This window comes from Oscillospiraceae bacterium (assembly GCA_034925865.1).
GTDB lineage: Bacteria > Bacillota > Clostridia > Oscillospirales > SIG627 > SIG704.
Genome location: JAYFRN010000001.1, coordinates 112726 through 127954, shown reverse-complemented (window position 1 = coordinate 127954; position 15229 = coordinate 112726). Strand labels below are relative to the sequence as shown.

General features: G+C 42.1%; 11 protein-coding genes. 3 read left to right on the top strand and 8 right to left on the bottom strand.

The window, feature by feature from the left end:
* Nucleotides 1–3: 3 nt before the first annotated feature.
* Genes carB through argC form a run of 7 tightly spaced genes read right to left on the bottom strand, consistent with a single transcriptional unit; the run spans nucleotide 4 to nucleotide 10475 of the window.
* Nucleotides 4–4053, bottom strand: a complete 4050-nt coding sequence (carB, locus tag VB118_00580; protein ID MEA4831094.1) for a carbamoyl-phosphate synthase large subunit — start codon at nucleotides 4051–4053, stop codon at nucleotides 4–6.
* A gap of 19 nt (nucleotides 4054–4072) precedes the next feature.
* On the bottom strand, nucleotides 4073–5221 hold the full coding sequence (carA, locus tag VB118_00575) for a glutamine-hydrolyzing carbamoyl-phosphate synthase small subunit (protein ID MEA4831093.1): 1149 nt from the start codon (nucleotides 5219–5221) through the stop codon (nucleotides 4073–4075).
* Nucleotides 5222–5267: 46 nt separating this feature from the next.
* Nucleotides 5268–6176, bottom strand: a complete 909-nt coding sequence (gene argF, locus VB118_00570) for an ornithine carbamoyltransferase (GenBank protein ID MEA4831092.1) — start codon at nucleotides 6174–6176, stop codon at nucleotides 5268–5270.
* Nucleotides 6173–7342, bottom strand: coding sequence for an aspartate aminotransferase family protein (locus VB118_00565; GenBank protein MEA4831091.1), 1170 nt, complete (start codon nucleotides 7340–7342; stop codon nucleotides 6173–6175). The genes argF and VB118_00565 overlap by 4 nt, the downstream gene beginning before the upstream one ends.
* A 32-nt stretch (nucleotides 7343–7374) precedes the next feature.
* Nucleotides 7375–8238: an acetylglutamate kinase gene (argB, locus tag VB118_00560; protein MEA4831090.1), complete on the bottom strand. Its 864-nt coding sequence runs from the start codon at nucleotides 8236–8238 to the stop codon at nucleotides 7375–7377.
* 39 nt (nucleotides 8239–8277) lie between these two features.
* On the bottom strand, nucleotides 8278–9483 hold the full coding sequence (gene argJ, locus VB118_00555; GenBank protein ID MEA4831089.1) for a bifunctional glutamate N-acetyltransferase/amino-acid acetyltransferase ArgJ: 1206 nt from the start codon (nucleotides 9481–9483) through the stop codon (nucleotides 8278–8280).
* A 26-nt stretch (nucleotides 9484–9509) separates the two neighbouring features.
* Complete coding sequence (gene argC, locus VB118_00550) at nucleotides 9510–10475, bottom strand: N-acetyl-gamma-glutamyl-phosphate reductase (GenBank protein MEA4831088.1); 966 nt, start codon at nucleotides 10473–10475, stop codon at nucleotides 9510–9512.
* A 682-nt stretch (nucleotides 10476–11157) separates the two neighbouring features.
* Here argC and gdhA point away from each other — a divergent pair.
* On the top strand, nucleotides 11158–12495 hold the full coding sequence (gene gdhA, locus VB118_00545) for an NADP-specific glutamate dehydrogenase (protein MEA4831087.1): 1338 nt from the start codon (nucleotides 11158–11160) through the stop codon (nucleotides 12493–12495).
* An 82-nt stretch (nucleotides 12496–12577) separates the two neighbouring features.
* Here the strand turns inward: gdhA and VB118_00540 are convergent, their stop codons facing one another.
* Nucleotides 12578–12850, bottom strand: a complete 273-nt coding sequence (locus VB118_00540; protein MEA4831086.1) for a hypothetical protein — start codon at nucleotides 12848–12850, stop codon at nucleotides 12578–12580.
* A 314-nt stretch (nucleotides 12851–13164) separates the two neighbouring features.
* Here VB118_00540 and VB118_00535 point away from each other — a divergent pair, with 314 nt between their 5' ends.
* Nucleotides 13165–14307 carry a Gfo/Idh/MocA family oxidoreductase gene (locus VB118_00535; GenBank protein MEA4831085.1) on the top strand — a complete coding sequence of 381 codons (1143 nt, stop codon included), beginning with the start codon at nucleotides 13165–13167 and terminating at the stop codon, nucleotides 14305–14307.
* 174 nt (nucleotides 14308–14481) lie between these two features.
* Nucleotides 14482–15213, top strand: coding sequence for a MerR family transcriptional regulator (locus VB118_00530; GenBank protein ID MEA4831084.1), 732 nt, complete (start codon nucleotides 14482–14484; stop codon nucleotides 15211–15213).
* The last annotated feature ends 16 nt before the right edge of the window (nucleotides 15214–15229 follow it).

Sequence of the window (15229 nt, the reverse complement as noted above, 5' to 3'; positions counted from 1 at the left end):
TGATCAATACTCTGTTACGCCTTCATATATGAGAACGGCGTTTCCTGTTAAAAGCACACGTTCGTCAGTATAATTTACGATCAGATCTCCGCCTCTTACCTTTACGGTAATGTCTTCGCCTTTTTTACATAGCCCGTTTTCAACAGCGGCAACAACCGCCGCGCATGCGCCTGTGCCGCATGCCCAGGTCTCTCCGTTGCCTCTCTCCCATACGCGCATTTTGATCGTCGATTCGTTTACAACACGCACGAATTCAGTATTTACTCGTTCCGGAAAAATCGGGTTTATTTCAAACATTTTTCCGACTCCTTCAACATCAAAGGAATCAACATGATTAACAAATACCACACAATGCGGATTTCCCACGGAAACGCATGTTATTCTGTATTCGGTTCCGCCGATAATCATGGGTCTGTCGATAATTTTGTCGCCGTCAAGTAAAACCGGAATTTGGGAAGGCAGAAGCGATGCTTGTCCCATATCTACACACGCGGAGCTGACAAGGTTGTTTATGGTATACAGCTTCATTTTCTTTATTCCGCCGGCTGTTTCTATTGTGACTTCCTCTTTGTCGGTATATCCGAAGTCGTGAAGATACTTGCCGACACATCGCAAACAGTTGCCTGCAGTCTTGCCTTCGCTGCCGTCCTTGTTGAATATTCTCATTTTCGCATCAGCTTTTTCGGATTTTTCTATTAATACAAGTCCGTCGCCGCCAATTCCGAAATGACGGTCCGCAAAGCTGAGCGCAAGCGATTCCGGACAGCTTATTGAGTTGTCGAAGTTTTCTATAAAGATGTAATCGTTTCCCGAGCCCGCCATTTTAACGAATTTAATCTTTTTCTTTTCTTTTCTGAGATGTGCAATATCGACAAGCTCAGTGTTATTCTGATTGAACCTGCTTGCGAGTATGTCCGCGAGAGCGTTTGCGGTGTCAAGCGATGTAAGGCAGCAAACGAATAATTGAAGCGCTCTGCGGTGAAGCCTGATAAAATCGTTTACGGCGTTGATTTCATTTGAACCGGTATAAATAATATAATCAATCTTTCCTGCCTCAAGAAGCTTCAATACATCGTCGCTTTCAGACAAGCGGGGAACGACTGTCACATCCGTACCGAGCTGTGAAATTACTGACGCGGTACCCTTTGTAGCATAGATATCAAGCCCAAGATCGATAAACTTTTTGGCCAGTCTCACAATCTCAAATCTGTCCTGTTTGTTGACTGTAATATAAACTCCTACATGTTTCTGCGCATTAGGAGCGGTAATTTTAAAGCCGGCGGAAACAAGCCCTTTGAACAATGCTTCTTCAAGTGTTTTACCGATGCCGAGAACTTCTCCGGTGGATTTCATTTCCGGTCCGAGAGTGGAATTGGCATCCAACAGCTTTTGAAAAGAAAATACAGGAACCTTCACCGCAACATAGGGCGGGATTTTATACAAACCAGTACCGTATCCCATTCCGGAAAGCGGCTCATCAAACATAACTCTGGTCGCAAGCTCAACCATCGGCACTCCCGTGACTTTACTGATATATGGAATCGTCCGCGACGCGCGCGGATTTACTTCTATAACATATAATTCGTTGCGGTAAATCAAGTATTGTATATTTACAAGACCTTTTGTGCCAAGCGAAAGAGCAAGCTTTTCGGAATTATCTATAATATTTTTTAAAAGCTTGTCATTGAGGTTATACGGAGGATAAACGGCAATGGAGTCTCCGCTATGCACACCGGCGCGTTCGATATGCTCCATTATGCCAGGTATCAATACGTCTTTTCCGTCGGAAATGACATCAACTTCGAGTTCTGTTCCCATCATGTATTTATCTACAAGTACGGGATTCTCGATTTTGGATTCGAGTATTATTGCCATATAGCGTTTTACGTCTTCTTCTGTATAGGCAATTACCATATTCTGTCCGCCGATAACATATGATGGACGCAGCAGCACGGGATATTCAAGCTCTTCGGAAGCCTTCAAAGCTTCTTCAAGCGTCAGAATCCCGTGACCTTTCGGACGTTTAATCCCGAATTTTTCCAAAAGCTCATCAAATCTCTCACGGTCTTCGGCAATATCGATTGATTCTGCGCTTGTGCCGAGGATTTTGATTCCGTTTTGATCGAGGAATTTTGTCAGCTTGATCGCCGTCTGTCCGCCGAAAGCCACGACAACACCGATCGGATTCTCGACCCTTATGACATTCATCACGTCTTCCGGTGTGAGCGATTCGAAATAAAGCCGGTCGGATATATCAAAGTCGGTTGAAACGGTTTCCGGGTTGTTGTTGATTATAACAACATCAAAACCCATTTTTTTCAATGTGTTGACACAATGAACTGATGAATAATCAAATTCAATTCCCTGGCCTATTCTGATCGGACCGGAGCCGAGAACAATAACCGTCTGTTTATCTTTGCTCCTGTTCTTTAAAAGCACACGTGACTCGCAATAATCGTCGTGAGTTGAATAATAATACGGTGTTTCCGCATAAAATTCCGCCGCGCAGGTATCAACCTTTTTATAAACCGCGTAATGTGGGTGTGCAATAGGTTTTCCGGACATTCTCTTTATCGCATCGTCCGTATATCCCTGCTTCTTAGCTTTAAGATAAAGCTCATCGGTGAGATTTCCTTTGGAAAGCTCCATCTCGGTATCAAGAAGCTTTTTGATTTTATTGATAAAGAACCTGTCGATTTTTGTAATATTGAATATTTCGTCAATTTCAACGCCGCGGCGCAGCGCTTCGTATATCGTGAATAAACGAATATCGTCAATATCCTTGAGCTTTTCTCGTATATCGATCTCATCGTTTCTCAGCTTTTTAAGTGCGAGCGTATCTGCGGATATCTCCGCTCCGCGTATTGCCTTCATGAGCGCCTGTTCAAATCCGGAACCTATCGCCATCACTTCGCCCGTAGCCTTCATCTGAGTACCGAGCGAATGCTTTGCGTTTATGAATTTGTCAAAGGGCCATTTCGGAAATTTAACCACTACATAATCAAGCGCAGGTTCAAAGCACGCATATGTTTTACCGGTTACGTCGTTGATTATTTCGTCAAGCGTATAACCGAGCGCGATTTTCGTTGTGACCTTTGCAATCGGATATCCGGTCGCTTTGCTGGCAAGAGCAGATGAACGCGAAACACGCGGGTTTACTTCTATAACGGCATAATTAAAGCTGTTCGGATCAAGTGCAAACTGACAGTTGCAGCCGCCCTCTATGCCAAGCTCTGATATAATTGAAATCGAGGCCGTCCTGAGCATTTCGAATTCTTTATCGGCAAGAGTAAGAGCGGGAGCGACGACTATACTGTCGCCGGTATGAACTCCGACTGGATCCACATTCTCCATGCTGCATATTGCGATGCAGTTGTTGTTCGCGTCACGCATTACTTCAAATTCGATTTCTTTCCAGCCGTAAATATATCTTTCGATCAGTACCTGCGTAATCGGGGACTGGACAAGACCGTTGTCAGCAATGACCTTAAGCTCGTCCGCGTTATATGCGACTCCTCCGCCGGATCCACCAAGCGTAAATGCCGGACGTACTATTACCGGGTATCCGATTTTGTCGGCAATGGAAAGCGCGCCTTCGACTGCCGATGTTATGTCGGACGGTATAACGGGTTGACCTATTGAGATCATTGTCTCTTTAAAAAGCTCTCTGTCTTCAGCTTTATCTATCGCTTCCGCGCTTGTTCCCAGAAGTCTGACACCCATTTTTTTAAGGTATCCTTCATGTGAAAGCTGCATTGCAATCGTAAGCCCGGTTTGCCCTCCGAGCCCGGCAAGCATACTGTCCGGTTGTTCTTTTTCTATTATTCGTTTGACAGTTTGCACAGTCAGCGGTTCAAGATATATTTCATCCGCAAGCTGGGTGTCGGTCATTATTGTGGCAGGATTTGAATTTACCAGTACGACATTGACTCCGGCATCTTTTAATACCCGGCATGCCTGTGCGCCTGCGTAATCGAATTCGGCGGCCTGCCCGATAACTATAGGACCGGAACCGATCATAAGTACTTTTTTTATTTTTTTATTAAGCGGCATATCCTTCACCTCGTTTCATTTATTTTGTTTGTTCAGGCTTGCTTATGAGCTTTGACATGCTCATTAACTCCGTGAACTTGTCGAACAGCATCATCGTATCATGCGGACCGCAAGATGCCTCGGGATGAAACTGCACGGAAAACGCGTGGTATTCCGGATATTCCGCTCCTTCACAGCTTCCGTCGTTTGCGTTTAAATAGCTTATATATCCCATTTTTTTAGGTATGCTGTCCGCAACGACCGCGTAACCGTGGTTCTGGCTCGAAATAAAAACCCTTCCGGATGAAATATTTTTAACTGGTTGATTCAATCCTCTATGACCGTATTTAAGCTTTTCCGTCCTCGCTCCGGCTGCAAGAGCCATTATCTGATGTCCGAGACATATCCCGAACATGGGTATCTTTCCGAAAAGCTCTGAGACAACTTTTATACAATCTTTGTTTTCTGCCGGATCGCCAGGTCCGTTTGAAAGCATTAATCCGTCATAGCCACCTTTTATTATATCATTTGCCGGCGTATCGTGAGGAAGTACTGTTACATCGCATTCCCGCTTGTTAAGCTCGCGGATTATATTATGCTTGGCGCCGTAATCTATAAGAGCAACCTTATATTTCCCGTCTTGAGACGCGGAGGAGGGATATCGTGACGGCTTTTTCCTAGAAACACTCATAACGGCATTCGCAACTACATAATTGTTAATTTGTTTAATTGTTACTTTGTATGATTCTGACGTATCGTTATTCAGTCCGTTATCCTGACATGACGATATCATCGCGTTCATTACGCCGTTTTCTCTTATTGTTCTTGTAATCTGACGGGTATCAACGCCGCATACTCCTGTGATGCCTTGATTTTTCAGAAAAGCGTCTAAATTCTCTTCACATCTGAAATTCGACGGAGTATCGCACCATTCACGCACAACATAAGCTTTTATGTATGATTTTTTACTCTCCCTGTCTTCTTCTATCATTCCGTAATTACCTATCATAGGGAATGTCTGCATTACAATCTGGCCGAAATAACTCGGATCTGTGAGTGTCTCTATATAACCGGTCATCCCGGTGGCAAAAACCAGCTCTCCGATAACCGTTTGCCCGTTTAAAGGAGCGCCAAACGATTCTCCGTAAAAGCATTGACCGTCCGAGAGCGTTATCTTGACTTTGTCCATTTTTTAATCCATGCCTTTCTGATTATTAAACGCGTTTATTCATTTGTCAAGCTTTGCCGAGAAGCTTTACAAGCACTGCTTTCTGTGCGTGAAGACGGTTTTCCGCCTCGTCGAATATCTCTTTAGCATGAGCTTCAAATACATCGGCAGTAATTTCTTCGCCGCGATGAGCGGGAAGACAATGAAGCACGATAGCTCCCGGCTTGGCACATTTAAGCAGTTTATCGTTGATCTGATATCCTGTAAATGCTTTCCTGCGTACAGCCGCTTCATCCTCGAAGCCCATGGAAGCCCACACATCTGTATACAAAACATCCGCATCCGCAGCTGCTTCTTCAATATTATCCGTACATACGAAATTACCGCTTTCGTTTGCCCAGTTCATTATGCCGGTATCGGGCTTATATTCATTGGGACATGCGATTGAAACACTCATCCCGGTTTTAATTCCACCGACTATGAGTGAATTTGCCATATTATTTCCATCGCCGATAAAGGCAAGCTTTAATCCTTTAAGTTTACCGCAATATTCACGTATGGTCATAAGATCGGCCAGCACCTGACAAGGATGCGCATAATCCGTCAGCGCGTTAATGATCGGTATTGACGCATATTCCGCCAGCTTTTCAACGTCGGACTGTTTAAATGTCCGTATCATTATAACATCAAGATAACGTGAAAGCACGCGCGCGGTATCTTCAAGTGGCTCGCCGCGTCCTATCTGAAGGTCACGGTTTGATAAAAACAGGGCGTTCCCGCCAAGTTCAAACATGCCGACCTCGAAAGAAACTCTTGTACGTGTCGACGACTTTTCAAAAATCATGCCTAGCGTTTTACCGTTCAGCAATTTATGCGCGGTGCCGTGAGCTTTTTCATATTTAAGCTGATCGGCAAGATTCAATATATCGGTTATTTCCTGCTGAGTAAGATCACCCAGCTTAAGAAGATCCTTCATTGCAATACCTCTTTCATAATTCCAATTGCTTCCTTCAAAAGCCCGACTGGTATATTTAATGCCGGCACGAGGCGCAGCTTTGTTTTTGCCGTGAGAACGAGTACTCCCCTGTCAGCAAGAAGCTTCACGATTTCTTTTGCGTTTTTATCTGTTTCGATACCGATCATCAGGCCCATTCCGGTGACACTTTTAACTCCGCCGCATTGCCTGAGATTGGTAAATATATACTCGGATTTAGCTTTGACTTCGTCTAAAAGCTTATCATCAATACTTTCTACTATTGAAACGGCGCCGGCGCATACAATCGGATTTCCTCCGAAGGTCGATCCATGCGTTCCAGGCGTAAGGGTATTCGCGAGCCTGTCATTAAAGAGCGTCGCGCCTATCGGTAATCCTCCGCCAAGGCCCTTCGCAGTTGTCACAATATCCGGTTTTATATCGAAATTCTGATAAGCAAAATATTTGCCGGTCCTGCCGTTTCCCGTCTGAACTTCGTCGATAATAAGTACAAGATCGTTTTCTTCAGATATGGTCTGTAATGATTTGATGTAATTAGTGTTCAGCAGATTAACTCCGCCCTCGCCTTGAATAATTTCGGCAATAATCGCACAGACATCGCCTTTTTTCGCTTCCGCCACCATAGCTTCTATGTCGTTCGGCTCGACAAACACATATCCTGGAAGAAAGGGAGCGAAATATTTATGATATTCGCTTTGTCCTGTTGCTGAAATCGTTGCGATCGTTCTGCCGTGAAAGCTGTGATTCAAGCAGATAATTTTATTTCTGCCGGCTTCCTCTCCATATTTATCCCACGAATATTTACGCGCGGCCTTTATCGCACATTCGTTTGCTTCAGCTCCGGAATTAGAGAAAAAGACCTTCTTCATGCCGGATTTTTCACATATGAGCTTTGCGAGATGGGCCTGCGGCTCGGTATAATACAGATTTGAGGTATGCGACACTGTCCTCGCCTGTTTTGCTACAGCGTCGGCAAATTCATCGTCACAATAACCGAGAATGTTCACGGCGATCCCGGCGCCAAGATCGATATACCTCTTTCCGTTTTCGTCGAAGGCCTCGCTTCCCTTTGCCTTCATTATAACTAAATCGTTCCTGCTGTATGTTTCCGCAATATATTCACTGTAGGTGGATTTAATATCAATCATAATTATTCCTTTCTGTTATGGATTCTTCTCCATCACCTTACGAACATCGTTCCGATGCCCTCATCTGTCAGAGTTTCAATCAGAATTGAATGAGGGACTCTTCCATCTATTATAAATACTTTTTTTACTCCGCGCCTTATCGCTTCGATGCAGCAGTCTGTTTTCGGAATCATTCCGCCGCAAATTATTCCGTCCTTTATAAGCTGAAGCGATTCGCTTGCGCTTATTTTTGTTATAAGAGAAGAAGGATCAAGCTTATCTCTCATTATGCCCGAAATATCGGTCATAGAAATCAATGCCTCGGCATTAAGCTCGCCGGCAATTCTGGCGGCGGCAGTATCAGCGTTGATATTATATATGTTGTTTTCGCTGTCGCAGCCGACTGTTGATATGACGGGAATATAGCCTTTTTCTATAAGATCCAATATTGGCTTTGTATTAATTTCGGTTATTTCGCCGACATAACCAAGCCGCTCGTCGAGTATTCTTGCTCTGATCAAAGCTCCGTCGGCTCCGCAGAGACCCATTGCGTTGCCGCCGATGTTTTGTATAAGATTGACAAGCCCTTTGTTAATCTTACCCGAAAGAACCATCTGAACGATTTCGGCTGTTTCGCGATCCGTAACTCGCAGGCCGTCAACAAATTCGCTTTTTTTACCTATGCGGGTAAGCATATCCGATATTTCAGGTCCGCCGCCGTGGACAAGTACGACTTTAATGCCGATAAGCGAAAGCAGCACCATGTCATGCATTACTGCAATTTTAAGCTCTTCGTTTATCATGGCGTTTCCGCCGTATTTTACGACAATGATCTTATTATTATATTCCTGAATATACGGCAGAGCGTGAACAAGCACCTCCGCCCGCTGAGCGTTTGATAAAATATGTTCATTCATAACAATAATTGTGCCTTTCTTCGAATTTAAGCCGCGTTATCACGTCCTGTAATCTCCGTTAATCTTAACATAATCATATGTAAGATCGCATCCCCACGCAGTCGCTTCTGCTTCTCCGGTCTTAAGATCAATATTTATTATAATTTCTTTTTCGGAAAGCACTTTTTTTGCTTCTTCCTCTGAAAAGCTCACTCCGGCTCCGTCTTTACAGACCTTAACCGCGCCTGAAGCCGAAATAAATGTTACGTCTACCCGATTTACGTCAATTTCCGCTCCGCTGTATCCGAGAGCGCAGAGCACACGCCCCCAGTTCGCGTCAGAACCAAACATCGCGGCTTTCACGAGACTGGAGCATATTACTGCTTTGGCGCATATGCGTGCGATATTCTTTTCCTTCGAATTCAAAACCTTGCATTCAAGGAGCTTTGTCGCGCCCTCGCCGTCGGAAGCTATCATGCGGCATAAATAGGCACAAAGCTCATTCAGTGATGATTTGAATTCAGAATATGCTTCATTTTCAGCTGTTATTATTTCGTTTCCGGCTTCTCCGTTTGCGAGCACGGAAACCATGTCGTTGGTCGAGGTGTCGCCGTCTACGCTTATCATATTATAAGTGTCTGTAACGACCTCAGAAAGCGCTTTCTGAAGCATTTCGGGAGCTATCGCAGCGTCTGTTGTTATAAATACGAGCATAGTCGCCATATTGGGATGTATCATTCCGCTTCCCTTCGCAATGCCGCCCATTCTGCAGACAACGCCTCCAACTTCAAATTCTAAAGCTGCTTCCTTTTTGAACGTATCAGTCGTCATTATAGCTTCAACACAATCAGAGCTGTTATTTCCGAGCGAAGAAACGAGATCGGACATCGAATTTTCAATAGGTGTTATATCAAGCGGCTTTCCTATTACTCCTGTCGAAGCAACGATAACATCGCTTTTTTGTATCCCGGCATATTTTTCAACAAGCTCACACATTCCATATGCGACTTTTTCACCGTCAGCGTTGCAGGTATTCGCATTTCCGCTGTTGCATATGACAGCTTGCGCATATCCATCAGAGACATTTCTTTTTGTTACAGCAATAGGAGCGCCTTTTACAAGATTTTTAGTATAAACACAAGCACATGACGCGCGTTTATCGCTCACTATCAAAGCAAGATCCTTTTTATATTTTTTAATGCCGCAGTGAAGTCCGGCGGCTGTATATCCCTTAGCGGCACATATGCCGCCTTCTGTTTTTTTCATATATTTCTCCGTTTTAATTTATTAATTCAAATCAATTTCAATCCAGCTGCTTCATCTATTCCCATTGAGAGGTTCATACATTGAACCGCCGCGCCAGATGCGCCTTTTCCGAGATTGTCAAATATACTGCTGATCAATATTCTGCTGTCGTCATTATCGCTGCCGGTAACACATATCATCATGGAATCATATCCCGAAAAAGCATTCGCGGGAATAAAACCATCCGAATAATGTTCATTTTCATTTGACACGCTGATTATACGACTGTTTTTGTAATATTCAGAATAAAATACTCTCAGCTCATCTTTCGTAATACTTATTCCGTCAGGCAGCGGTACATTTACTATCATTCCGCTAAAATAATCGTCAACAATCGGTAAAAATAACGGATTTTTGCTTAAACCGCATATTGCTTTCATCTCTTTGAGATGTTTATGATTTTGTCCAAGTCCGTATATTCTCGGTGAGAACATTCCATTTGATTTATTCATATCAGATTCGTATTGAGAGATCATTTTTCTTCCGCCACCGCTGTATCCGGTGAGGGAAAAGCAATCAAATCTCTCATCGGTTGAAATAATTCCTTCTTTAACAAGCGGATATACTATAGAAACGAAACCGCTTGCATGACATCCGGGAACAGCAATTCTCTTTCCGTTTTTAATATTATCCTTATTATGTTCAGAAAGCTCCGGAAAACCGTATGCCCAGCTCGGATCTGTTCTGTATGCCGTAGAACTGTCAATAATAACCGTATCCGGATTTTCGCATAAAGCAACCGATTCACGCGATGCGTCATCCGGCAAGCATAAAAATACAATATCAGATGCATTTATAAGGCGTCTTCGGTTTTCCGGATCTTTTCTCACAGCTTCTTCAACTGTCAAAAGCTCAATATCGATTCCGTTTCTGGCTGCGAGCCGTTCATAAATTCTAAGCCCTGTTGTGCCTTCCTTGCCATCGATGAATATCGTTTTCTTCTTTAAGTTCATTCGATATATTTCCTCCGGTAAACCTATTAATTGCAATCTTTCCGAATATTATATAACATTTATACAATATTGTCAAGCATAATTGCATAATTATTCAGATATTTTTATATAAGCAATTTTTATGTCTCAACATTATAAGTCATGATTTTCTATTATGAAATTTTATTTTTTAAAATTGCGTTTTGATGTCTTGTTTTATCATTTTTTAATTAATGTATTTTTGATTTTGATTTTTCGGAGAATGAATCTTTCATTTGTGCAATTTTTAGGTTGTTTTGCTTCCTTCATCTTCATATTATAAGCGCAATTATTGTCCTATATATTATTCAATAATTTATTTTGTGTTTTTTGCTCCTTTATAATAATTCTTATTATTTTAATTTACTCGCATTATTGTAATATAGCATTATATACTTATATATATATTCTTGCGCAATATTTTTGTGCATTATTTTTAATTTTTGATATTGTATTTATTAATCCTAAGTGCTATAATATCAATTGTAAGAATAACCGCGATTGATTTTAAGGCATTCCAAACAACAATATTTGTCACTTATACAGCATTTAGAATTCTTTTGAAATTCTTAAAATACCATCGCTTAATACCATAACTCAGACGCGTTTTCGCAAACGGGATAAAGCGTAAACGTGAATATAACTCCCGAGAAACGGATTTATCATGTCTTTCGATGTTGAAAAATTCATGGATGATTTAAAAGCCAAAAACCCCTGTGAACCGTTATTCCATCAGGCAGTCGAAGAAGTTGCTCAATCATTAAAGGATTTTCTTGACAGCCATCCAAAATACCTTGAAAACAAGATAATGGAAAGAATGGTCGAACCTGAAAGAGTTGTCATGTTCCGTGTTCCGTGGCTCGACGACAAGGGAGAAATTCAGATAAACAGAGGCTTCCGCATTCAGATGAACAGCGCGATCGGTCCTTATAAGGGAGGCTTCAGATTTCACCCTTCAGTTTGCATAGGATCTCTCAAATTTCTTGCTTTTGAACAGACTTTTAAAAACAGTCTGACAACGCTTCCGATGGGCGGCGGCAAAGGCGGCAGCGATTTTGATCCGCAGGGCAAATCCGACGCGGAAATCATGCGTTTCTGCCAGTCCTTTATGACAGAAATGTTCCGTCACATCGGTCCAGAAACCGATGTTCCGGCAGGAGATATTGGTGTTGGAGCAAGAGAAATCGGTTATCTTTTCGGACAATATAAGCGCATAACCAATACATTTGTCGGAGTTCTCACCGGAAAAGGCCGCGAATACGGCGGAAGCCTTGTCCGCCCGGAAGCGACCGGTTACGGTACTGTTTATTTTGCTCAACATATGCTTGCGAGAACGGGCGATAAAATCTCCGGCAAGGAAGTCGCCATTTCCGGATTCGGAAACGTTGCATGGGGCGCCGCAAAGAAGCTTGTAGAGCTCGGCGCAAAATTGATCGCAATTTCCGGTCCTGACGGTTATGTATATATAAAGGACGGTATGACCGCCGAAGGTGTCGATTACATGCTCGACCTTCGTGCATCAAACAAAAATATAGTCGCTCCTTTCGCAGAAAAATTCAATGCGAAGTTTATACCCGGAAAGAGGCCGTGGGAAATTCCCTGTGACATTGCTTTCCCGTGCGCTATACAGAACGAGCTCAATCTTGATGACGCAAAAACCCTCATAGCAAACGGATGCAAATATGTTATTGAGACATCCAACATGGGATGCACGGCAGACGCAGTAGATTACCTCGTTAAGAATATTAATTTTGCTCCCGGAAAAGCAGCCAACGCAGGCGGAGTCGCTTGCTCCGGTCTTGAAATGAGCCAGAATGCAGAAAAACGCAGCTGGACCGCAGAGGAAGTCGGAAAAGAACTTGAGAAAATCATGCTCGGCATTCATGATACCTGCGTAAAATTCGGAACAGAGCCGGATGGAAGAGTAAACTACGTCAAGGGTGCAAACATAGGCGGATTCATAAAGGTTGCCGACGCCATGATTGCTCAGGGACTTGTCTGATATCAGGAACCTGCCAGGCATATAAAATAATCTATCAATTTTCAAATCGTGCCGCGAAGAATATTCTTCGCGGCACGAGCTTTTATTTGATGTAATTATATGAAATTTCAGCATCCGAGATAATTTCCATGCTTTTCTCTTCAATTGCTGATTCTAATAAGCGGAATAGCCCAATAATTGTGTCAACATATATAAAGTAATGGGTATTATTCGCTGATAAGCTGTTTACCGATGCATCATCGCAGGTAACAGTATTAATATTACCGCCTATAATGCTCCTGCTTAAATAATATGTTTTTATATTTATGAGGGGGATAATGCTTACAGATAACGCATTTACCGTTCTTTCGCTCATAAATAATCCATCCCTGCTCCATTTTACATATATTAAGTATATCATTGTAATCGTTATTTGTAAATAACAATATTCATATTATCTGAATTATTTTATATTTTTATTGTTTACCGATTGTAATTTTATTAAGCGCAGCAGCAACTGCAATAAGCATTAGAGAGATAAGCCCATATACCAAAGCTTTTCTCTTTTTTACGATAATTATTTAATTGTCGAGTTAGTAGTAATAATTATCTCAAACCATTGACATTTCATGAATAAATTGATAAAATTAACTCAGTATTTTAAATTATTAAAAACGGAGATTTGATAATATGTCAGATGCGATATTAAATCAATTCACTCAAAAAGTTGAAAAAAAAGCAAAACAAACGGCTTCAAAAAAGCTTAAAGTAGGATTTATAGGAACAGGATGGATAGCCGAAGCGCATGTCGAAGCATATAAACAGATGCAAGACGTAGAAATAGTCGCCGCGGCCGATCTCATTCCCGGCAAAGCTGAAGCATTTTTCAAAAGATACGGTGTTGGCGGAGTACGTTTTTACCCGTCTCATAAAGAAATGCTCGATAATGAGGAACTTGATGCGGTAAGTGTATGCACATATAACGCAACACACGCAGTTTGTACAATTTACGCTCTTGACAAGGGAGTAAATGTGCTCGTTGAGAAACCTCTTTGTGTAACTATAGAAGAGGCCGTGGAAATGGCAAGAGCGGAAAAACGAAGCGGAAAGATTCTTTCGGTCGGATTTCAGCCAAGATTTGACGAAAATATGAAAATGATAAAAAACATCGTCCAGTCAGGTGAGCTCGGTAAAATATATTACATACAGACCGGTGGCGGACGCCGGCGCGGAATTCCGAACAGCACTTTTATTGAAAAAAAGACCGCCGGGATCGGAGCTCTCGGAGATATCGGATGTTATTCGCTTGATATGGTACTTAATGCCATCGGATATCCGAAGCCATTGACTGTATCAGGTTATACAAGCGCATTTTTCGGTCCGAATCCGAAATATAACAATCCCGTAGACGCAAAACGCTTTAACGTCGACGACTTCGCAGCTGCATTTATCCGCCTTGAAGGAGATATTATTCTAGATTTTCGTATTTCATGGGCGATGCATCTCGACACTCCGGGTGATACTGTCATTTTAGGTACTGAAGGCGCTCTGAGAATACCTTCAACCGATTGCTGGAATGGATCTGTGGGCGGGCCTATGACGGTATATCATGATATCGCAGGTCTTCAGACGCAGACCGTGATTCCTATATTGGCAAACGATGGAGAAGGATTATTTTATAAAAAAGTACGTTCATTCTTGGATGCCGTAAAGAACAACGGATCCGCTCCTATTTCTGTTTCGGAAATTCTATATAACCAAGCTATTATTGACGGTATCGTAAAATCGGCTGAACAAAATAAGGAAATAACTATCAATATCCCTGAAATTTAATCATTATCACAAATTTTTGCGGCCTTCAACAATCGGAGGCCGCTTTTTTATCCGAATATTTTCGGACAGCCTTTTGCATTATATTGCCACTATAAAAATTTTTAAAAAGCTGAAAAAGGTATTGACTCTGACGCAGCGTCATAGTTTATAATAGGAATATACGAGGTGATAAGAGTGAAAACAGTAAACGAAGTCAGTAAAATATCCGGAGTGAGTATACGCACTCTGCATTATTATGATTCTATTGGGTTATTGCATCCTGATCAGGTGACCGGCGCGGGTTATCGTCTTTACGGCGACGCAGCACTGGAAAGACTCCAATACATCATGTTGTTTCGTGAACTTCAATTTTCGCTTGATGAAATCAGAAATATCATAGATAGTCCTTCTTTTGACAAAAACAAAGCTCTTGAACAACAGATTGAGATGCTTAAATTAAAGAAAGGACGCATTGAAAAACTGATTTCCTTCGCTCTCAATATTAAAACGTTAGGGGTGACCAATTTGGATTTTTCAGCTTTTAATTCAGATAAAATTAAAAAATACGCACAGCAAGCAAAAGAAAGATGGGGTGATACCGAAGCGTTCCGCGAATATGAAAAAAAGTCAGTAAATATTTCAGAGAACGACATGAAAAATATTTATATTGAATTTATGAGCATATTTGCCGAATTTGGCAAGCTGCTTGACCGCTGCCCGGAGGATAAGTCAGTTCAGGACATGGTCATAAAGCTTCGATCTTATATAACAAAACATTTTTATAACTGCACCACCGATATTCTGGCCGGTCTAGGAAAAATGTACTTTGCCGGAGGCGATATGACTGACAATATTGATAAAGCAGGCGGAATCGGGACGGCAGGTTTCGTATCAAAAGCAATTGAAATATACTGTAAAATGGAATAACTTCTTGAACTCGAGT